The 21072-nt window shown below is 66.9% G+C and carries 19 protein-coding genes; 16 read left to right on the forward strand and 3 right to left on the reverse strand.

Features of this window, described 5'->3' with window-relative positions; translation table 11 throughout:
- Window positions 1-77 precede the first annotated feature (77 nt).
- Window positions 78-743: a DUF2490 domain-containing protein gene (locus Sj15T_RS09800; protein ID WP_013040856.1), complete on the forward strand. Its 666-nt coding sequence runs from the start codon at window positions 78-80 to the stop codon at window positions 741-743.
- 45 nt (window positions 744-788) lie between these two features.
- Window positions 789-2960 carry a primosomal protein N' gene (locus tag Sj15T_RS09805; RefSeq protein ID WP_013040857.1) on the forward strand — a complete coding sequence of 724 codons (2172 nt, stop codon included), beginning with the start codon at window positions 789-791 and terminating at the stop codon, window positions 2958-2960.
- Here Sj15T_RS09805 and ada read toward each other — a convergent pair.
- On the reverse strand, window positions 2953-4032 hold the full coding sequence (ada, locus tag Sj15T_RS09810) for a bifunctional DNA-binding transcriptional regulator/O6-methylguanine-DNA methyltransferase Ada (protein WP_041386540.1): 1080 nt from the start codon (window positions 4030-4032) through the stop codon (window positions 2953-2955). The two genes, Sj15T_RS09805 and ada, sit on opposite strands and share 8 nt — an antisense overlap.
- A gap of 117 nt (window positions 4033-4149) precedes the next feature.
- Between ada and Sj15T_RS09815 the strand changes: the two genes are divergently transcribed.
- The 9 genes from Sj15T_RS09815 (at window position 4150) to Sj15T_RS09855 (ending at window position 14242) form a co-directional block, all read left to right on the forward strand.
- Window positions 4150-5700: a serine protease gene (locus Sj15T_RS09815; protein ID WP_013040859.1), complete on the forward strand. Its 1551-nt coding sequence runs from the start codon at window positions 4150-4152 to the stop codon at window positions 5698-5700.
- A gap of 216 nt (window positions 5701-5916) precedes the next feature.
- The gene (locus tag Sj15T_RS09820) at window positions 5917-6471 is read left to right on the forward strand and encodes a F0F1 ATP synthase subunit delta (protein WP_013040860.1); all 555 of its coding nucleotides are present in this window, start codon (window positions 5917-5919) and stop codon (window positions 6469-6471) included.
- 10 nt (window positions 6472-6481) lie between these two features.
- On the forward strand, window positions 6482-8011 hold the full coding sequence (gene atpA / locus Sj15T_RS09825) for a F0F1 ATP synthase subunit alpha (protein ID WP_013040861.1): 1530 nt from the start codon (window positions 6482-6484) through the stop codon (window positions 8009-8011).
- Between the two features lie 119 nt (window positions 8012-8130).
- A complete protein-coding gene (locus tag Sj15T_RS09830) occupies window positions 8131-8757 on the forward strand; it encodes a LysE family translocator (RefSeq protein ID WP_013040862.1) in 627 nt (208 codons plus the stop codon).
- Window positions 8758-8760: 3 nt separating this feature from the next.
- On the forward strand, window positions 8761-9645 hold the full coding sequence (locus Sj15T_RS09835) for a F0F1 ATP synthase subunit gamma (protein ID WP_013040863.1): 885 nt from the start codon (window positions 8761-8763) through the stop codon (window positions 9643-9645).
- A gap of 25 nt (window positions 9646-9670) precedes the next feature.
- Window positions 9671-11116: a F0F1 ATP synthase subunit beta gene (gene atpD, locus Sj15T_RS09840; RefSeq protein ID WP_013040864.1), complete on the forward strand. Its 1446-nt coding sequence runs from the start codon at window positions 9671-9673 to the stop codon at window positions 11114-11116.
- A 161-nt stretch (window positions 11117-11277) separates the two neighbouring features.
- Complete coding sequence (locus Sj15T_RS09845) at window positions 11278-11532, forward strand: ATP synthase F1 subunit epsilon (RefSeq protein ID WP_007683647.1); 255 nt, start codon at window positions 11278-11280, stop codon at window positions 11530-11532.
- A 251-nt stretch (window positions 11533-11783) separates the two neighbouring features.
- Window positions 11784-13310: a CpaF family protein gene (locus tag Sj15T_RS09850; RefSeq protein WP_013040865.1), complete on the forward strand. Its 1527-nt coding sequence runs from the start codon at window positions 11784-11786 to the stop codon at window positions 13308-13310.
- Between the two features lie 125 nt (window positions 13311-13435).
- The gene (locus tag Sj15T_RS09855; RefSeq protein ID WP_007683645.1) at window positions 13436-14242 is read left to right on the forward strand and encodes a class I SAM-dependent methyltransferase; all 807 of its coding nucleotides are present in this window, start codon (window positions 13436-13438) and stop codon (window positions 14240-14242) included.
- Between the two features lie 234 nt (window positions 14243-14476).
- Here Sj15T_RS09855 and Sj15T_RS09860 read toward each other — a convergent pair whose 3' ends face one another.
- Window positions 14477-15292, reverse strand: a complete 816-nt coding sequence (locus Sj15T_RS09860; protein WP_007683644.1) for a CoA ester lyase — start codon at window positions 15290-15292, stop codon at window positions 14477-14479.
- A gap of 74 nt (window positions 15293-15366) precedes the next feature.
- Between Sj15T_RS09860 and Sj15T_RS09865 the strand changes: the two genes are divergently transcribed.
- Window positions 15367-16338, forward strand: a complete 972-nt coding sequence (locus tag Sj15T_RS09865) for an SPFH domain-containing protein (protein WP_007683643.1) — start codon at window positions 15367-15369, stop codon at window positions 16336-16338.
- An 11-nt stretch (window positions 16339-16349) separates the two neighbouring features.
- Window positions 16350-16796 (forward strand): NfeD family protein, encoded by a 447-nt coding sequence (locus tag Sj15T_RS09870; protein ID WP_031293183.1) that lies wholly within the window; start codon window positions 16350-16352, stop codon window positions 16794-16796.
- Here Sj15T_RS09870 and Sj15T_RS09875 read toward each other — a convergent pair.
- Window positions 16747-17748: a LysR family transcriptional regulator gene (locus Sj15T_RS09875; protein ID WP_013040867.1), complete on the reverse strand. Its 1002-nt coding sequence runs from the start codon at window positions 17746-17748 to the stop codon at window positions 16747-16749. The two genes, Sj15T_RS09870 and Sj15T_RS09875, sit on opposite strands and share 50 nt — an antisense overlap.
- Before the next feature lie 167 nt (window positions 17749-17915).
- Between Sj15T_RS09875 and Sj15T_RS09880 the strand changes: the two genes are divergently transcribed.
- Genes Sj15T_RS09880 through Sj15T_RS09890 form a run of 3 tightly spaced genes read left to right on the forward strand, consistent with a single transcriptional unit; the run spans window position 17916 to window position 21045 of the window.
- Window positions 17916-19031: a phosphotransferase family protein gene (locus Sj15T_RS09880; RefSeq protein ID WP_253720657.1), complete on the forward strand. Its 1116-nt coding sequence runs from the start codon at window positions 17916-17918 to the stop codon at window positions 19029-19031.
- Window positions 19028-20305 carry an acyl-CoA dehydrogenase family protein gene (locus Sj15T_RS09885; protein ID WP_007683637.1) on the forward strand — a complete coding sequence of 426 codons (1278 nt, stop codon included), beginning with the start codon at window positions 19028-19030 and terminating at the stop codon, window positions 20303-20305. Before Sj15T_RS09880 ends, Sj15T_RS09885 begins: the two co-directional genes overlap by 4 nt.
- Window positions 20302-21045, forward strand: a complete 744-nt coding sequence (locus Sj15T_RS09890; RefSeq protein WP_013040870.1) for an SDR family oxidoreductase — start codon at window positions 20302-20304, stop codon at window positions 21043-21045. The genes Sj15T_RS09885 and Sj15T_RS09890 overlap by 4 nt, the downstream gene beginning before the upstream one ends.
- The last annotated feature ends 27 nt before the right edge of the window (window positions 21046-21072 follow it).

Raw genomic sequence — 21072 nt, forward strand, 5'->3', positions numbered from 1 at the left:
TTATTGCCGGACGCAGCCCCTTTACCTGCCGCACGGCGCGACATTATGACGGCGGCACCTTTCCAAAGGACCGATCCATGCTCCGCCGCCAGCGTCCCCGCCACATATCGGACGCGCTGATCCCCGTCGGCCTGCTGGCCGCCCCGCCCGCCCTTGCCGCCAACCCGGAAAACCAGTTCTGGATGACCGAATCGCTGGTCGTGCAGGCAAGCGATGCGGACATCGTGTCGCTCGACCTCAGCCAGCGTTTCCGCAAGGCCTCCTCCAATGGCGAGCAGCAGACGGTGCGCGTCCTGATCGACCATCGCATTGCAAAGGCGGTGCAGGTCGGCGGCGGGCTAGCCTATTTCCGGTCCGGGCCGGAACAGGAGATGCGGCTGTTCCAGCAGGTGACGCTGACGAAAGGCGTCTGGGTGAGCCGTACCCGGATCGAGCAGCGCTTCTTCGATACGGCCGACGGGGCAAGCTGGCGGCTGCGGCAGCGGGCGCAGGCTTCGGTGCCGCTCGACGCGGCGAAGCGGTGGACGCTGATCGCGGCGGCAGAATTCATGTTCCACCTGAACCGCGCCCGCCCCGGCGACAGGCTGGGCCTTGCCGTCCTGCGCAACCAGATCGGCCTGCGCCATCCGATCGGCAAGGCGCTGGACGCGCAACTGCTCTACATGCGGCAGCAGACATTCCGCGATGGCCGCCCCGATGCGGTGGCGCACATCCCCTGGCTGACATTGAGCTGGAGGATCTGACGCTTCTGCCTTGCCTCGCCCGCCCCTGCCATTAGGGAAGGGGCCATGAGTTCGCGCGCCCGTGTCATCCTGCTGAACGCCGCCCTGGGGCCGCTGGACTATCGCGTGTCGCACGGGATGAGCGTGCAGCCCGGCAGCATCGTCGTCGCGCCGCTGGGTCCGCGCCAGATCGTCGGCGTGGTGTGGGACGAGGACAGCTTTCCCGAAATCGAGACAGTGGGCGACAACCGCCTGCGCAACATCGTGGGGCCGGTCGACGCGCCGCCAGTGCCCGAAACGCTGCGCCGCCTGATCGAATGGACGGCGGACTATTATCTCGCCCCCATCGCCGCCGTGCTGCGCATGACGCTGGCTTCCATGGCGGCGCTGGAGGGGGCGCGGACGGTCATCGAATATCGCGCCACGGGCGACCTTCCCGACCGCATAACCGAACAGCGCGCGCAGGCCATGGAGCGCATCGGGGAACGGCAGGGGCTGATCCGCGAACTGGCGCTGATCGGCGGGGTCAGCGACGCGGTGATCCGCGGCCTCGTCAAGGCGGGCGCGTTCGAGGCGGTGGAGGTCAGTGTCGACACGCCCTTCCCCATGCCGAATCCCGACCATGCCCCGCCGCTATTATCCGACAAGCAGGGCGCGGCCGCCGACCAGTTCATCGCGGCGGTCAGGGAACGGACCTTCGCCCCCTTCCTGCTCGACGGCGTGACCGGATCGGGCAAGACGGAGGTCTATTTCGAGGCGATAGCCGCCGCCGTCCGGGAGGGACGGCAGGTGCTGGTGCTGCTCCCTGAAATCGCGCTGACCGAACCGTTTCTGGAGCGTTTCGAAAAGCGCTTCGGCACGGTGCCGGTCAACTGGCACAGCGGCCTGCGCCAGAGCGAGCGGCGGCGCGCCTGGCGGGCCATCGCGGCGGGCGAGGCGTCGGTGGTGGTCGGCGCCCGCTCCGCCCTGTTCCTGCCCTATCCCAATCTGGGCCTGATCGTGGTCGACGAAGCGCATGAGGCCAGCTTCAAGCAGGAGGACGGGGTCCATTATCACGCCCGCGACGTGGCGGTGATGCGCGGCCTGATCGAGAAATTCCCCATCATCCTCGCCTCCGCCACCCCCGCCATAGAGACGCGGCATCAGGTGGAACTGGGCCGTTACAAGGAGATCAAGCTCCCCTCCCGCTTCGGCGGCGCGACAATGCCGGAGATCAAGGGCATCAACCTGCTGACCGACCCGCCGGAACGCGGCCGCTGGATCGCCCCCCCGCTGGTCCGCGCCATCGACGAGACCATGGGAAAGGGCGAGCAGAGCCTGCTCTTCCTCAACCGCCGGGGCTATGCGCCGCTGACGCTGTGCCGCCATTGCGGCTATCGTTTCCAATGCCCCAATTGCACCGCCTGGATGGTCGAGCATCGGCTGACCCACCGCCTCGCCTGCCATCATTGCGGCCATGTCGTCCCCGCCCCCCGCTTCTGCCCCGAATGCAAGGAGGAGGACAGCCTGGTCGCCTGCGGCCCCGGCGTGGAGCGGATCGCGGACGAGGTGAAGGCGCTCTGGCCGCAGGCGCGCACCGCCATCGTCACCTCCGACACGCTCTGGTCCCCCGCCAAGGTCGCCGAATTCGTGAAGTCGGTGGAGGCGGGCGCGGTCGACATCATCATCGGCACCCAGCTCGTCACCAAGGGCTATCATTTCCCCAACCTGACGCTGGTGGGGGTGATCGACGCCGATCTGGGGCTGGAGGGCGGCGACCTGCGCGCGTCGGAACGCACCTTCCAGCAGATCGTGCAGGTGGCGGGCCGCGCCGGGCGAGGGCAGAAGCCCGGCCGCGTCTTCATCCAGACCCGCATGCCGGAGGCGGAGGTGATCCAGGCCCTGATCGCGGGCGATTCGGAGCGTTTCTACGAAGTGGAGACGGAAAATCGCCGCCGCGCCAACGTCCCGCCCTTCGGCCGCTTCGCCGCGATCATCGTGTCCAGCGAGGATGCCGACGAAGCCGCCGAGGTCGCCCGGCTGATCGGCAAATCCGCCCCCTCGATCGACGGGATGCGCGTTTACGGACCCGCCCCCGCCCCGCTGTCGGTGCTGCGCGGTCGGCATCGCCATCGCCTGCTGATCCACGCCGCCCGGCAGGTCGACGTGCAGCGGGCCATAAGCGAATGGCTGGGCAATCTCACCTGGAAATCCGGAACGCGGGTCGCGGTCGACGTCGATCCCTACAGCTTCATGTGATCAAGGCGCGGCCGAGGGGCCTTTCCCGCTCCAGCAAGGCCCGCTTGCGTTGCGTCCCATAGGCATAGCCGCCCAGGCTGCCGTCGCTGCGCAAGACCCGGTGGCAGGGGATCAGCACGGCAAGATTATTGTCGCCGCAGGCCGTCCCGGCCGCCCGCACCGCGCCGGGCCTGCCGATCGCCGCCGCGATTTCGCCATAGGTCCGGGTCTCGCCCGGCGGGATGGCGCGCAACGCGGCCCACACCGCCTGCTGGAAGGCGGTTCCGCTGACGTCCATCGGCAAGTCGGGCGGTGCCGCCGGATCGTCGATCAGCCGCGCGACCTGCGCCGCCAGCGCCGCCAGCCCCTCATCGGCCGGCAATATCTCCGCCTTCGGGAAGCGCCGGCGCAAATCCGCCTCCCCCTCGTCGAAGCTGATCCGGCACAGCCCCCGCGCCGTGCCAGCCACCAGCACCGGACCCAGGCCGGTCGGCACCACCGCATGGCGAATCGCCGCGCCCCGTCCACCGTCCTTCCAGGCGCTGGGCGTCATGCCCAGATGCCGCTCCGCATCGGCATAGGCGCGGCTGGGCGCGTTATAGCCCGCCTCATAGATCGCGCCAGTGACGCTGCCGCCCTCCTCCAGCGCGCTTTTCAGCCGCTCGGCGCGCAGCGACCGGGCATAGGCGGCGGGCGTCATCCCCGTCTCCCGCTTGAACAGGCGGTGGAAATGATGCGGCGCATAGCCCGCATGCGCCGCCACCTCCTCCAGCGAGGGCGGCGTCGGCGCGGCGGCGATGAAGGCGACGGCCGCCTCCACCGCCAGCCGGTCGCGCCCCACCTCGTCGGGGCGGCAGCGCAGGCAGGCGCGGAAACCCGCCGCCCGCGCCGCCTCCGGATCGGCCAGGAAGATCATATTCTCCCGCCGGGGATGCCGCGCCGCGCAACTGGGCTTGCAATAGATGCCGGTGGTCAGCACAGCCCCCACGAACCGCCCGTCAAAGCCGCGGTCGCGCCTCAGAAAGGCATTCCAGCAGACATCGGCGTCGGGCATCGCCTGCATCGGTGCGTCGATCTGTCTCATCTCGCTCATGAATAGGCGATAGCCGCACCCGACGCACCAGGCTTCCCGCCGCTTGCGGTCAAAAAGCGGTTTCGCGCTTTTTGCGCATTGCCTCAATCCCACCATCGCATATGAATGCCGCCAATCATGGTCGCACTGTTCCGTCGCCTCGCCCCTCTGCTGGCCGCCCTCCTGGCTCTTGCCGGACCGACGGGCGCGCGCGCCGAACAGCAGGACATCGCCGCCGCCGCGCGCGGCGTCGTCCGCATCGTGCTGGTCGCGACCAACGGCTCCGAAGCCTATTTCGTCGGCCATGGCAGCGGCTTCGCGGTCGCGCCGGACAAGATCGTCACCAACGCCCATGTGGTCGAACTGACGCGGGAGGAGAAGGATCTCGTCATCGGCGTCATCCCTTCGGAGGGGACCAGGACCTATGGCGGCCGGATCATCGCCTTCTCGCCCGGCAACGACCTGGCGCTGATCCAGTTGGAGGAAGGCCGGCTGCCCGTCAGCACCTTCTATGCCGGGGCGGTGAGCGACGGGCAGCATGTGACCGCCATCGGCTATCCCGGCACGGTGGACCGCGCGCAGGGCCTTGGCCTCAAGCAGTTGGTGGAACCGCTCGGCACGGTGAAGACCAGCGGCAATGTCTCCTCCGGCCGGGCCAGCCGGAATTTCGACACGGTGCTGCACACCGCGCCGCTGGCGGCGGGAAACAGCGGCGGGCCGCTGGTGGACGATTGCGGCCGGGTGCTGGGTGTCAACAGCTTCGGGTCGGTCTCCGACGGCAATGACGCGGAATTCGGATTCGCCGTGTCCTGGCGGGAGGTCGCCTCCTTCCTGCGGCAGGCGGGGGTTTCCTCGCTGCACACCATCGTCCCCTGCCGCTCCATGGCGGAGGCGGACGCCGCCGAAGCCGCCCTCACCCAGCGGGAGGAGGCGCGCAGCGAACAGTCGGAGCGCGCCCGCGCCGACGCCCGCGAAGCTGCGCTGGACAAGGCCCGCGACACAGCCGAACGCGACGTCATCTCCGCCCGGGAGAACGCGATGGCGGGCGCGGCCGTGCTGCTGGCGCTGGCGGTGCTTGGCTTGGGCGCGGGCGGCCTGCTCTACAGCCAGGGCCGGGAAAGGCGCGCGACCTGGTGGCTGGCGGGCGGCGGCGTCCTGCTGTTCGCGGCGATCGGACTGTTCTTCCTCAAGCCCAGCTTCTCCAGCATAGAGGAACGGATCAAGTTGCCGGAGGACGTGAGCGTCACGGGCAACAGCGCCTATGCCTGGGCGGGCGACAATGTCTGCCGGGTGGACATGAACCGCAGCCGCCTCACCATATCCCAGCCCAACGACATAGCCTTCCACTGGGCGGAGGGCGGCTGCGTCGACGGCGACACCCAATATGTCTCCTCCGGCACCGGCTGGCAGCGGGCCGCGGTTCCCGACGATCATAATTACGTGACCGTCAGCCGCTTCGACCCCGCGACCGGCACGCTCCGGGTCCAGCGCTGGCTGCCCGACATCGACACCATGGCCAAGGCCCGCGCGCTTGGCGGCGGCGCCATCAAGGGATGCGGGGGCGATTCCGCCCTGCTCGCGAAAATCGCCGCCTTGCGGAACGATCTTTCCGCCTTGCTCCCGGCCCAGCCCAACGAACGGATCGTCTACCATTGCCAAAAGGGTCGGCTGACGCCGGGCGAAGGGTGAAGGCGGGGGCCGCCGATCCGCGATTCGGCGCATATGGAAACCCCGTCAAATCGCGATGATTTCATACTGACGGTCGAATCGCGTTCCATGGCTTGCATAGTCACAATCCCACTGCTAACCGGCCCCCCAACAGGGGACCGGGACGAACAGAACCGCGCCCCCTTTTTGCATGACCGGCGGATCAGGGCCGGGTATCAAGTGGAGGACGGTAAGCGCGTGGAGACGACCGGCGGTATTCAGGCCAGCCTCAGCGGCCGCTATGCGGTGGCGCTGTTCGATCTGGCCCGCGACGGCAAGACGCTCGACACCGTCGCGGCGAGCCTTGCTGCGCTCAAGGCGGCACTGGCCGAATCGGCGGACTTCAAGGGGCTGGTGAACAGCCCCGTCCTCAGCCGCGATACAGCAGGCAAGACGATCGCCGCCGTCGCATCCGCCATGGGTCTCGATCCGCTGACCACGAATTTCCTGGGCGTGCTGGCTCAGAACCGCCGCCTCTCGCAATTGCCCGCGATCATCCGCGCCTATGAAACGCTGCTGTCGAATCACAAGGGGGAGGTCCGCGCAGAAGTGACGAGCGCCCATCCGCTCGACGCCGGACAGGTCAGCGCCCTGCAACAGGGCCTTCGCGCCCGCGTCGGCCGCGAGGTCGCGCTCGACGCCAGGGTCGATCCCGCGATCCTGGGCGGGCTGGTCGTCAAGATCGGCAGCCAGATGATCGATTCCTCCATCCGCACCCGTTTGAATAGTCTCGCCCACGCGATGAAAGGCTGAAAGGCTGAACATGGATATCAACGCCGCAGAAATCTCGAAGGTCATCAAGGACCAGATCGCCAATTTCGGCACCGAAGCGCAGGTGAGCGAAGTCGGTTCCGTGCTGACCGTGGGTGACGGCATCGCCCGCGTCCATGGCCTCGACAACGTCCAGGCGGGCGAAATGGTCGAGTTCGCCAATGGCGTGCAGGGCATGGCGCTCAACCTGGAAGCCGACAATGTCGGCGTCGTGATCTTCGGCTCCGACGCCGAGATCAAGGAAGGCGACACCGTCAAGCGCACCGGCACCATCGTCGACGTTCCGGTCGGCAAGGGCCTGCTGGGCCGCGTGGTCGACGGCCTGGGCAACCCGATCGACGGCAAGGGCCCGATCCAGTACACCGAGCGCAAGCGCGTCGAAGTCAAGGCGCCGGGCATCATCCCCCGCAAGTCGGTGCACGAACCCGTGCAGACCGGCCTCAAGGCCATCGACGCCCTGGTCCCCGTCGGCCGCGGCCAGCGCGAGCTGATCATCGGCGACCGCCAGACCGGCAAGACCGCCGTCGCCATCGACACCTTCATCAACCAGAAGGGCATCAACGCGGGCGACGACGAGAGCAAGAAGCTCTACTGCATCTACGTCGCCGTCGGCCAGAAGCGCTCGACCGTCGCGCAGATCGTCAAGCAGCTCGAAGAAAATGGCGCGATGGAATATTCGATCGTCGTCGCCGCGACCGCTTCGGAGCCCGCTCCGCTCCAGTATCTCGCCCCCTACACGGGCGTCACCATGGGCGAATTCTTCCGCGACAACGGCATGCACGCCGTGATCGTCTATGACGACCTTTCCAAGCAGGCCGTCGCCTATCGCCAGATGTCGCTGCTGCTGCGCCGTCCTCCGGGCCGCGAAGCCTATCCGGGCGACGTCTTCTACCTGCACAGCCGCCTGCTGGAACGCGCCGCGAAGATGAACGACGCCAACGGCGCCGGCTCGCTGACCGCGCTGCCGATCATCGAGACGCAGGCGGGCGACGTGTCGGCCTATATTCCGACCAACGTGATCTCGATCACCGACGGCCAGATCTTCCTGGAAACCAACCTCTTCTACCAGGGCATCCGTCCGGCCATCAACGTCGGCCTGTCGGTGTCGCGCGTCGGTTCCGCCGCGCAGACCAAGGCGATGAAGAAGGTGTCCGGCTCGATCAAGCTGGAACTGGCGCAGTATCGCGAAATGGCGGCCTTCGCCCAGTTCGGTTCGGACCTCGACGCCTCGACCCAGAAGCTGCTGAATCGCGGTGCGCGCCTCACCGAACTGCTGAAGCAGGCCCAGTTCTCGCCCCTCCCCTTCGAGGAGCAGACCGCGTCGATCTTCGCGGGCACCAACGGCTATCTGGACAACATCCCGGTCAAGGACGTGACCCGCTACGAGGAACTGATGCTGGCCTATCTGCGCCACGACCATGCCGACGTGCTGGCCGCGATCCGCGACAGCAAGGATCTGGGCGATGACGCCAAAGGCAAGCTGAAGGCCGCGCTGGACAGCTTCGGCAAGACCTTCGCGTAACGCACAACCCCCGTCATCCCAGCGAAAGCTGGGATCTCAGGCCGGATAGGACGACCCTGGAGGCAAGAGATGCCAGCTTCCGCTGGCATGACGAGAAAAGGAAGAATGAAGCCGCGATAATGCTCACCGCCCATTCCCTCCTCGCCTGGACCGTGATGTCGATCGGTCTGGTGCTGCTGCCGGGACCGGACACCATGCTGGTGGCCGGCCACGCCGCGCGCCGTGGGCTGAGGGCGGGGATGGCGGCCATCGGCGGCATCCAGCTTGGCGGGCTGTTCTACATGGCGCTGTGCGGCTTCGGCTTCCTCAGCGTGCTGAACGCGGTGCCGGGCCTGTTCATGGCGGTGAAGGTCGCGGGCGCGATCTATCTCGCCTGGCTCGGCCTGCAGATGGTTCGCAGCGCGCTCAAGCCCGCCCCGGCTTCGGAAGCCCCCCGGATGCGCATCGGCGGATCGCCCTTCATGCAGGGTTTCGTCAGCACCGTGCTGAACCCGAAGGTCGCGATCTTCTTCCTCGCCGCGCTGCCGCAGTTCGTCGGCACCGGCCCGGACGCGCCGTGGCAGGGCATGCTGCTGATCGCCATCGTCTATGCGCTGGGCTTCCTCTGGTGCGCCCTTCTCGCCATCCTCGCCACCAAGGCGGGACGCAAGGTCGGGCAGAGCAGCGCGATGCGCTGGTTCGAAGGCGCCATGGGCGTCGGTTTCTTTGGTCTCGCGGGCCGTCTGGCCCTTGCTCGGAATGTTTGAACTATGGCTAGCCTCAAGGAACTGAAGCTGCGCATCGGGTCGGTGAAATCGACCCAGAAGATCACCAAGGCGAAGCAGATGGTCGCCGCCGCGAAGCTGCGCAAGGCGCAGGCCGCCGCCGAAGCCGCCCGCCCCTATTCCAGCCGCCTGGAAGCGGTCGTCGCCAGCCTGGCGTCGAAGATCGCGGGCGGTTCGGGCGAAGGCGCGTCCCCGCTGCTGGCCGGGACCGGCAAGGACGAGGTTCATCTGCTGGTCGTCGCCAATTCCGACCGCGGCCTTGCCGGCGCGTTCAACGCCAACATCGTCAAGGCCGCCCGCGCCAGGGCCGACGAACTGATCGCGCAGGGCAAAACCGTGCGCTTCTACCTCATCGGCCGCAAGGGCCGCCCGGTCATCAACCGCACCTTCCCCGGCATGATCGTCGCCCAGTTCGACACCACCGGCGTCAAGGAACCGGGCTATGCCCAGGCCGAGGAGATCGCCCGCGAACTGACCGACATGTATCTGAACGGCAAGTTCGACGTCGCGCACCTCTTCTTCTCGCAGTTCAAGTCGGCCCTCGCCCAGATCCCGACCGAACAGCAGATCATCCCCGTCAAGATCCCGGCCGACGCCGACCGCGACGCCATCGGCGCGACGGTGGAATATGAACCGAGCGAGGAAGCCATCCTGGACGACCTGCTGCCGCGCAACGTCACGGTGCAGATCTTCAAGGCGCTGCTGGAAAACAACGCATCCGAACAGGGCGCGTCGATGACCGCCATGGACAATGCGACCCGCAACGCAGGCGACCTCATCAACAAGCTGACCATCCAGTATAACCGCAGCCGCCAGGCCGCGATCACCACCGAACTGGTCGAAATCATCTCGGGCGCAGAAGCCCTTTAAAGATCACGCACGCAAGGAAGCAGTCATGGCAACCACCAACAATGTAGGCCGCATTTCGCAGGTCATCGGCGCCGTCGTCGACGTGACCTTCCCGGATGCGCTCCCCGCGATTCTCTCCGCTCTGGAAACCAGCAACAACGGCCAGCGCCTCGTGCTGGAAGTCGCCCAGCATCTGGGCGAGAACACCGTCCGCACCATCGCGATGGACTCGACCGACGGCCTGACCCGCGGTCAGGAAGTCACCGACACCGGCGCGCAGATCAGCGTTCCCGTCGGCCCGGCCACGCTCGGCCGCATCCTGAACGTCGTCGGCGAACCGATCGACGAGCGCGGCCCGGTGGAAACCACCCTTTCCGCCCCGATCCATGCCAAGGCGCCGGAATTCGTCGACCAGTCGACCGACGCCAGCATCCTCGTCACCGGCATCAAGGTCATCGACCTTCTCGCCCCTTACGCCAAGGGCGGCAAGATCGGCCTGTTCGGCGGCGCGGGCGTGGGCAAGACCGTGCTGATCCAGGAACTGATCAACAACATCGCGAAGGGCCATGGCGGCACCTCGGTCTTCGCGGGCGTCGGTGAGCGTACCCGCGAGGGCAACGACCTCTATCACGAATTCCTCGACGCGGGCGTCATCGCCAAGGACGCCGACGGCAACGCAATCTCCGAAGGCTCCAAGGTGGCGCTGGTCTACGGCCAGATGAACGAGCCGCCGGGCGCCCGCGCGCGCGTCGCCCTGTCGGGCCTCACCATCGCGGAATATTTCCGCGACCAGGAAGGCCAGGACGTGCTGTTCTTCGTCGACAACATCTTCCGCTTCACCCAGGCTGGCGCGGAAGTGTCGGCCCTGCTCGGCCGTATTCCTTCGGCCGTGGGCTATCAGCCGACCCTCGCCACCGACATGGGCGCCCTTCAGGAGCGCATCACCTCGACCAACAAGGGGTCGATCACCTCGGTGCAGGCCGTCTACGTCCCCGCGGACGACTTGACCGACCCGGCGCCCGCGACCTCGTTCGCGCACTTGGACGCCACCACCGTTCTCAACCGCGCCATTTCGGAACTCGGCATCTATCCGGCGGTCGACCCGCTGGACTCGACCAGCCGCGTTCTGGAACCCCGCGTCGTCGGCCAGGAACATTATGAAACCGCCCGCGCGGTCCAGGCGATCCTCCAGAAGTACAAGTCGCTGCAGGACATCATCGCGATCCTGGGCATGGACGAGCTCAGCGAAGAGGACAAGCTGACCGTCGCCCGCGCCCGCAAGATCCAGAAGTTCCTGTCGCAGCCCTTCCACGTCGCGGAGGTCTTCACCGGCATTTCGGGCAAGTTCGTCCAGATCGAGGACACGGTAAAGTCGTTCAGGGCCGTGGTCGAAGGCGAATATGACCATCTGCCCGAAAACGCCTTCTACATGGTCGGCGGCATCGACGAAGCCATCGAAAAGGCGAAGAAGCTGGCTGCGGAAGCGGCGTAGAGCGACCTGTTCCCCTCCCGCAAGCGGGAGGGGCCAGGGGTGGGCAGCGACCCCGGACTTGATCCGGGGGAGCCACCTATCCCAAAGCGTTGCAGGCGATTGCTTGCGCAATCGCACCCACCCCCTGCCCCTCCCGCTTGCGGGAGGGGGGAGAGTCAAAGATGGCACTGCATTTCGAACTCGTGACCCCGGAAAAGCTCGTCCGCTCGGAAGAGGTCTATCAGGTGGTCGTCCCCGGCACCGATGGCGACTTCGGCGTGCTGGAGGGCCACGCGCCCTTCATGTCGACCGTCCGCGACGGCGCGATCCAGGTTTTCGCCAGCGCCGGCGCCGCGCCGGAGGTGATCCCGGTCCGCGGCGGCTTTGCCGAAGTCAACGAAAAGGGCCTCACCGTCCTTGCGGAGCATGCCGGCTGACAGGCCGATCGACAGCCCGACCGCCCCGCTGATCCCAAAAAGGCCGCGCTCCTCATCGGAACGCGGCCTTTTTGGGATCAGCGGCTCCATCAGAACGAAATAAATCCGCTTCGATTCCGCGCTGATCATGCGAAGCCGAACCAGGCGTCGCCACGGCCCCGCCATCCCCGCCGCATTAGCCATTTATCAAAGTTTCCGCGCTATTCACCTTTAACAGGCATGGCTGATGCACATCATTTCGGCGGAGAATCATGAGCGCGTTCGGACGTAAAAATGGACCTTCGGGCATAAAGCCCGGCTTCGGCCTTGCTCGCCCCATGCAAGGCGGCGCGCCCAGGGAAGAGGCCAAGGGCGGCGATCAATTTCCCCCCCTGGACATGACGGCCCTGCCTCCGGAAGCGCCGCTCGACCCGCTCTCCGCCCCCACCAGCCAGATGCAGCGCAACGCCGACGCGATGCAGCGCCTGTCGGATCGCGCCAATGCCGAACATGCCGCGGATGCCGGGCCGCAGGGTTTCGAAGCCTCCGTCCACAAGATCAAGGAGCAGGTGCTCCCCCGCCTGCTGGAGCGCGTCGATCCCGAAGCCGCCGCCACGCTGACCAAGGATGAACTGGCCGAGGAATTCCGGCCCATCATCATGGAGGTGCTGGCGGAACTGAAGCTGACCCTCAACCGCCGCGAACAGTTCGCGCTGGAAAAGGTGCTGGTGGACGAGCTGCTGGGCCTCGGCCCGTTGGAGGAGTTGCTGGCCGATCCCGACGTCAGCGACATCATGGTCAACGGCCCGGAACAGACCTATATCGAAAAGAAGGGCAAGCTCCAGATCGCGCCGATCAAGTTCCGCGACGAGGAGCATCTGTTCCAGATCGCCCAGCGCATCGTGAACAAGGTCGGCCGCCGCGTCGACCAGACCACGCCGCTGGCCGACGCCCGCCTGCCCGACGGCAGCCGCGTCAACGTCATCGTGCCGCCGCTGTCCCTGCGCGGGACCGCCATCTCCATCCGTAAATTCTCCGCCAAGCCGATCACGCTCGACATGCTCGCCCAATGGGGCGCGATGAGCCAGAAGATGTGCACGGCGCTGAAGATCGCCGGCGCATGCCGCTTCAACATCGTGATTTCGGGGGGTACGGGTTCGGGCAAGACGACCATGCTCAATGCCCTCTCCAAGATGATTGACCCCGGCGAGCGCGTGCTGACCATCGAGGACGCGGCGGAGCTTCGCCTGCAACAGCCGCACTGGCTGCCGCTGGAAACCCGCCCGCCGAACCTGGAGGGCCAGGGCGCGATCACCATCGGCGACCTCGTCAAGAACGCCCTGCGCATGCGTCCCGACCGCATCATCCTGGGCGAAATCCGCGGCGCGGAGTGTTTCGACCTGCTCGCCGCGATGAACACCGGCCATGACGGTTCCATGTGCACGCTGCACAGCAACTCGCCCCGCGAGTGCCTGGGCCGTATGGAAAACATGATCCTGATGGGCGACATCAAGATTCCCAAGGAAGCCATTTCCAAGCAGATCGCCGACTCGGTCGACCTGATCGTGCAGGTGAAGCGCCTGCGCGACGGTTCGCGCCGCGTCACCAACGTGACCGAGGTGATCGGCATGGAAGGCGACGTCATCGTCACCCAGGAACTGTTCAAGTTCGAATATCATGACGAGGACGACAGCGGGAAGATCATCGGGGAATATCGCTCCATGGGCCTGCGTCCCTATACGCTGGACAAGGCGCGCCAGTTCGGCTTCGACCAGCCTTTCCTGGAAGCCTGCCTGTAGGCACCGGCCCGCAAAGCGCATTCCGTAACAATCTGTTGCCGGCGGACGGATTTTCCCGCCGGCACGCTTGCGCGCGGCCTGCATCGCGGGCACATCGGACATCCCCCAGGAAAAGAGGAATGCCAATGAACCGCTTAGCCCGCGCCGCCCTGCTGCTGACCGGCCTGTCCCTGCCGCTGCTTCCCCTCGCTGCCCAGCATGCGCACCATCACCAGGCGGCCGATCCGATCGCCGCCGCCATCGCCGCGCCCAGCCGCACCCCCGCCAATGTCGCCCGCGACGCCTATCGCCATCCGGCCGAAACGCTCGCCTTCTTCGGGGTGCAGCCGAACCAGACCGTCGTCGAATATGCACCCAGCGGCGGCTGGTACACGGAAATATTGGCGCCGCTGCTGCATGAAAAGGGCACCTTCTACGCGCTCCAGCCCACCGGCCGCTCGCTGGACGGCTACAAGGCGTTCCTCGCGGCAAAGCCGGACGTCTACGGCAAGGTGAAGGTCGTCCCCTTCCCGGACCAGACCGGCCTCATTCCGGCGGGCAGCGTCGACACGCTGCTGACCTTCCGCAATGTCCACAATATGGTGATGGGCGGGACGGAAGCGGCGACGTTCAAGGCCTTTTACGACCTGCTGAAGCCGGGCGGCACGCTGGGCATCGTCGACCACCGTCTGCCCGAAGGGCGCGACACGGCGCGGGAGAAGACCAGCGGCTACCTCAAGGTCTCGACCGTCCGCCGCCTCGCCGAAGCGGCCGGCTTTGAATATGCCGGATCGTCGGAGATCAACGCCAATCCCAAGGACAGCGCCGACTGGGAAAAGGGCGTCTGGACGCTACCCCCGACGCTGCGCCATGGAGAGGTCGACAAGGCGAAATACCTCGCCATAGGGGAAAGCGACCGGATGACGCTGCGCTTCCGCAAGCCGGCGAAGTGAAACGACGCGGACAAGTTCAGAACGCGCCGAATGGCTGATTTGGGTGGGGAGCGGCCATTCTCCTATTCGTTACCCCTCCCCCTATTCGTCACCCCGGACTTGATCCGGGGTCCCGCTGCCTTGGACGAGGCGGGCGCTCAGACAAGAAAGCGGGACCCCGGATCAAGTCCGGGGTGACGGAAAACTGATGTCAGCGATTGGCCATTTCCCCCACTCCAGGTTTGTCGACACGGCCTAACCCGACACCGCGTCAGCCCTGGCGATCAGCGCCCTCGCTTCCTCGACATGCATGCTCTCGATCATCCGTCCCTCGAACCGCTCGGCCCCGCCTGTCGCCGCCTCGATCAGCCGCCGCGCATCGGCAACCGCCTGTGGGTCCGGACCGAACACCTGATTGGCGACCGGCACCTGACTAGGGTGGATCAGCGTCTTGCCGTCGAAGCCCAGCGCATGCCCCGCCGCGCATTCGCTTTCGAAGCCGGCCTCGTCGTCCAGCCGGTTGAACACGCCGTCGAACGCGGCGATGCCCGCCGCCCGCGCCGCCAGCATGACGGACTGCAGGGACAGGGCCAGCCCTTCCCGCCCGGCCGAGGGCGGTATCCCCAGATCCTGCCGCAGGTCGTTATTCCCCATGAACAACCCCGCGCAGCCCTCCGCCGATGCAATCGCCTGCACCGCCAGCACGCCCGCCGCGCTCTCGATCATCGCGATCACCGGCTTCTGGCAGACGCTGAACACGTCCTTCACCTGGCGGGCATTCTCCACCTTGGGCAGCACCACATAATCGGCGGCGGAGCCTTTCAGCGCCACCATCTCCCGCCCGTGCGTCGGCGCGCCCTCCACATTGATGCGCACCGCGCAGAGCCGTCCGCCGAAACCCTCCGCCACCGCCGCGACGGCGTTCCCCAGCGCGTCCTCCTTGCGGTCGTCGGGCACCGCATCCTCCAGGTCCAATATCACCATGTCGCAGGGCAGCGTCCGCGCCTTGGCGATGGCGCGGGGGTTGGACGCGGGCAGGAACAGCAGCGATCGGGCGTGGCGCAACAACATGACGATACTCCTTTGCCTTTCCCCATTGATGATTTCGCGTCATAGTCCAAGCGGATTTCTGGGGGAGTGCAGGCATGCTGACGACATTCGCGCTGACGGTGACATTACTGGTGCTGTTCTACCTGGCGGTGAGCGTCAAGGTCGTGCGCCAGGGCTATCAATATACCATCGAACGCTTCGGCCGCTTCACCGAAGTGGCGCGCCCCGGCCTCAACTTCTACCCCGCCTTCTTCTACGCCGTCGGGCGCAAGATCAACATGATGGAGCAGGTGGTCGACATTCCGGGGCAGGAGATCATCACCAAGGACAACGCCATGGTGTCGGTCGACGGCGTGGTCTTCTTCCAGGTGCTGGACGCGGCCAAGGCGGCCTATGAAGTGTCGGAACTCTATGTCGCGATCATGCAGCTCGCCACCACCAACCTGCGCACGGTGATGGGGTCGATGGACCTGGACGAGACGCTGTCGAAGCGCGACGAGATCAACGCCCGCCTGCTCTCCGTGGTCGATCACGCCACCAACGCCTGGGGCATCAAGATCACCCGCGTGGAGCTGAAGGACATCCGCCCGCCCGCCGACATCGTCAACGCCATGGGCCGCCAGATGAAGGCGGAGCGCGAGAAGCGCGCCCTGATCCTGGAGTCGGAGGGCCTGCGCGCATCGGAAATCCTGAAGGCGGAAGGGCAGAAGCAGAGCCAGATACTGGAAGCCGAAGGCCGCCGCGAAGCCGCCTTCCGCGACGCCGAAGCCCGCGAGCGCGAAGCGGAGGCGGAGGCCAAGGCGACGCAGATGGTCTCCGAAGCCATCGCCAGCGGCAATGCGCAGGCGATCAATTATTTCATCGCCCAGAAATATGTCGAGGCGGTGAGCCAGTTCGCCACCTCCCCCAACGCCAAGACGATCCTCTTCCCGGTCGAGGCGACCCAGTTGATCGGCACGCTGGGCGGCATCGGCGCGCTGGCGAAGGAGGCCTTGGGCGAAGGCGCGCCTCCCACGCCGCCCGCCGCGCCGACCCGCCGCGGCCCGTTCGGACAGGGGCCGGCGTGATGGACGCGGGCATGACCGGCTGGCTCGCCATGCTGGACGATCATTGGGGCTGGCTGGTCTTCGCCGCGCTGCTCGCCATGGGCGAGGTGGTGATACCGGGCGTGTTCCTGATCTGGGTCGCGCTGGCGGCCGCGGTGACGGGCCTTGTCGCGCTTGCCTTCCCGATTTCCGTGCCGCTGCAACTGCTGCTGTTCGCGGGCCTCTGCCTCCTGTCGGTCTGGGGCGGGCGGCGCTGGTACACGGCCAATCCGGTGGATTCGCAAGACCCGCTGCTCAATGACCGCGCCGCCCGGCTGGTGGGAGAGGTCGTCACCGTGGTCGAGCCGATCGACAATGGCCGGGGCCGTGTGAAGGTGGGGGACGGCGTCTGGTCCTGCCGCGGCCCGGACGCGCCGATGGGCGCCAGGGTCAGGGTGACGGGCGCGGAGGGTTCGGTCCTGACGGTCGAACCGGCGTGACGCCCGCCTGAGGCAGCGCCCCGGCCGCATCGCCCGCGCCTTCCTTCATGAGATCCCAGAAACGATCGACGGCGGCGCGGGCCGGCCGACGGCTGCGGATGGCGACCAGTTCCGTCTCGATGCCCAACCCCTCGACCGCGACCTGCTTCAATCGCCCGCCCTCCCTTTCCTCCGGCATGGCGAACCATCCCAGCGATATGACCGGGATGCCGAAGATCGGGGCATAGCGGATCAGCGCGGGCGCATCGCCTTCGGGCAGGTTCACAAGCTCGGCCCCGGCCTGGCGAAGCCCCCTGGCGATCACCTCCGACAGGCGGACGCCATGGGCGCGGCTGAGCGATCCGATCCGGCATCCGTCAAGCTGCGACAGGGCGACCGCGTCGACGCCATGGAGGGCATGGCCGGGCGGGACGGCCAGCGCCACGGGCCGCCTGCCCAGCACGATGCGGGGAAATTCGTCCGCCATCCCGGTTTCCACGGCGGAACGCGATGCGCCCGATCCCCCTACTTCCAGGTTGATCGCCACCTCGATCATGCCGTCCGCCAGTTCCTGATAGAGCTGGGCCGGCGCCCGGCCATGGATGCGCAGCCTGTTGTCCGGCCGCGCCGCGAGGAAGCGGTCGACCAGGGCATTCCGTTCGGGAATCCCCGCCATGTGGTGCGCGATCCCGACGCGCAGCCAGTCGCGGCGGATTTCCTCTGCCGCGCGGCCGATCAGGGCGGTTTCCAGGATGATGCGCCGGGCATTGTCCAAAAACAGCGTTCCCTGCGCCGTCAATTCCACATTGTGCCGGGTGCGCGTGAACAGCGGGAAGCCAAGTCGGCGCTCCAGTTCCCTGATCTGCGCGGACAAGGCGGGCTGGGAGATGTTATGCGCTTCGGCGGCGCGCCGGAAGGACAGCTTCTCCGCCACCGTGACAAAATAGCGATATGGTCGTGCATCCAGATCCATGGGCTTCTTCACCGCCTGCCTGGGGACGTTGATAGGCCTTGCCTATCACCAGCACAAGAATTCCGTATTGGACTGGCTGGCGGCTCTCTCCTACGCTCCATTCCAGCCGCCGGAGCCGCCAAGGCTCGGCGCGGACCCAAGGTGCGGCCGAAAAGGCAGGAGAGGATGTGCAAGCGGTGAGATTCCCGTCCGAAACGCCGCCGCCAGGCGCAGCCGAGGATTGGGCCGGGGATTGGGCCGGGAATCAGGAACGCCTGGTCCCGGTCGACCGGCTGAGGTCGTGGATGGACGGGCAGGGCCTGGGCCGGGGGCCGTTGCAGCATCCCGTCGCGCTCCAGGGCGGCACCCAGAACATCCTGCTTCGCTTCGTGCGGGACGGCCGCTCCTATGTCCTGCGGCGGCCTCCGCCCAACCCCTATCTGGACGGCGACAAGACGATCCAGCGGGAAATCCGCGTGCTCGGCGCCCTTGCCGACACGGATGTGCCCCATGCCCGGCTGGTCGCCGCATGCCTGGATCGCGAGCCGCTCGGTTCCGCCTTCTACCTGATGGAGGCGGTCGACGGCTTCGCCGCGACGCGGGGCATGCCCGATCTTCATGCCGGCGACGCCGACGTGCAGCATGCCATGGGGCTGGAGATCGTCGACGCCCTTGCCAGGCTCCAGGCGGTCGATCCCGCCGCCGTCGGGCTTGACGGCTTCGGCCGGCCGGAAGGTTTCCTGGAGCGGCAGGCATCGCGCTGGCTGCGCCAGCTCGACAGCTACGATCAATATGCGGGCTGGGACGGACGCAGGGATCTTGCCGCTGCCGAACGCCTCGCCGCCTGGCTGGACGCCCATCTTCCGCGGGACTTCAGGCCGGCCGTCGTCCACGGCGACTTCCACGTCGGCAACCTCCTCTTTTCCCATGACGGCGCGGCGCTGCTGGCTATCGTCGACTGGGAACTGGCGACGATCGGCGATCCGCTGATCGACCTTGGCTGCCTGCTCGCCACCTGGACCGACCCCGACGGCTCCCATCCGGGCTGCCTGCCCGTCGAACCGTGGCTGGGATTTCCCACCGAAGCCGAACTGGTGGAACGCTATGCCGCCCTCACCGGCCGCGACATGACGCATTACAACTGGTTCGTCGTCCTCGCCTGCTTCAAGCTCGGCATATTGCAGGAGGGCAGCTACGCCCGCGCCTGCGGCGGCCTGGCCGACATGGGCGTCGCGCGCTGGATGCACGAAACCTCGATCAATCTTTTTCAACGGGCCCTCGGCCGCATCCAGGAGCTGCCATGAGCTGGAGTTTCGCCAATGATCCCGGGTTTCAACCCGAACTCGACTGGATCGATCATTTCGTCAGGGAAGAGGTCGAACCGCTCGACCATCTGCTGGGCAGCCAGTGGAACATCCACGATCCGGAATTTCAACGGCTGGTCCGGCCCCTGCAGGCGAAGGTCAAGGCGCGCGGCCTGTGGGCCTGCCACCTGGGACCGGACCTCGGAGGCAAGGGCTATGGCCAGCTGAAGCTGGCGCTGATGAACGAGAAATTCGGCCGCTCGCGCTTTGGCCCCATCGTCTTCGGCGCGCAGGCGCCCGACACCGGCAATTCGGAGATATTGGCGCATTACGGGACGCCCGAGCAGAAGAAACGCTATCTGGAGCCGCTGCTGGCGAACGAGATCGTCTCCTGCTTCTCCATGACGGAGCCGCAGGGCGGGGCGGACCCGCTGGTCATGCGCATGGCCGCGACGCAGGTGGATGGCGGATGGGTGCTGGACGGGGAAAAATGGTTCGCCTCCAACGCCCGCTGGGCCGCCTTCTACATCGTCATGGCGGTGACCGATCCCGACGCCGATCCGCACCGCCGGATGTCGATGTTCATCGTCCCGGCCGATTCCCCCGGCATAGAGATCGTCCGGAACTACGGCTTTTACGGCGAGCCGGAGGACGGGCATGCGCATGTGCGCTGGAACCGGGTCTTCGTCCCGGCGGACAATATGCTGGGCGGGCGCGGCGACGCCTTCGTCGTGGCGCAGGTCCGGCTGAGCGGCGGGCGCATGCACCATGCGATGCGCACCCTGGCCCAGGCGACGCGCGCGTTCGAAATGATGTGCGAACGCGCCGTCTCCCGCTTCACCAAGGGGGAGCAACTGGCCAGGAAGCAGATGGTGCAGGAGAAGATCGCCGATTCCTGGATAGAGCTTCGCCAGTTCCGGCTGCTGATACTGGAAACCGCATGGCTTGCCGACCAGGGGCATGACTGGCGCGCCATCCGGGCCAATGTCGCGGCGGTCAAGGCCGCGATGCCGAAGCTGCTGCACGACATCGCCGCCCGCGCCCTGCATATCCACGGATCGCTGGGCCTCAGCCATGAGATGCCCTTTGCGGAATGGGTCATCAACTCCTTCCACATCGGCCTGGCCGACGGCCCGACGGAGGTCCACAAGGTAACGCTCGCCCGCGAAATCCTGAAGAATGTCGAACCGTGCGGCGACATGTTCCCCGCCTATATTCGCCATGAGCAGCAGGCCCGCGCGGCGGAGCGCCACGGCGCGGGGGCCATGGCATGACCGGCGCCAACCCGCTGGACTTCACGGGGAAGACCGCGCTTGTCGTGGGCGGGTCGAGCGGCATCGGCAACGGCATCGCCCGCGCCTTCCTCGACGCGGGGGCGCAGGTGCTGGTCTGGGGCACGCGGCCGGACGCGGCGGACTATTCCGCGTCCGAAGGCAGCGATCTGGCCGGACTGCTCTACAGCCAGGTCGATGCGGCCGACTGGGACGGCGTGGAACGGGCGGCGCGCGACATTCCCGCGGTCGACATCGTCGTCCTGTGCCAGGGCACCGTGGTATATGGGCGCGGCGAATTCGAACGCGACGGCTGGGACAGGGTGATGGGCGTCAATCTCGACAGCCTGATGGCGTGCGCCCGCGCCTTCCGCCCGGCGCTTCGGGACAGCGCGGGATCGCTGATCATCGTCAGCTCGATTTCGGGCTATCAGGCGAACCGCGGCAATCCGGCCTATGCCGCGTCCAAGGCGGGCGCCATCGGCTTGACCCGGACCCTGGGCCAGGCCTGGGCGCCGGACGGCATCCGCGTCAACGGGATCGCGCCGGGAATGGTCGCGACGAAGCTGACGAAGGTGACCACCGACCATCCCGGGCGGCTGGACCGCACTCTTGCCGCGATTCCCCTGGGGCGGATGGGACAGCCTTCGGAACTGGGGTCGGCCGCGCTGTTCCTCGCCTCGCCCCTCGCCTCCTATGTGATCGGGCACACGCTGGTGGTGGATGGCGGATTGCTTCTTTGAGGGGCGGTTCCATGGCAGGGAGGACGG

It is taken from the genome of Sphingobium sp. TA15 (genome assembly GCF_037101235.1).
GTDB lineage: Bacteria > Pseudomonadota > Alphaproteobacteria > Sphingomonadales > Sphingomonadaceae > Sphingobium > Sphingobium indicum.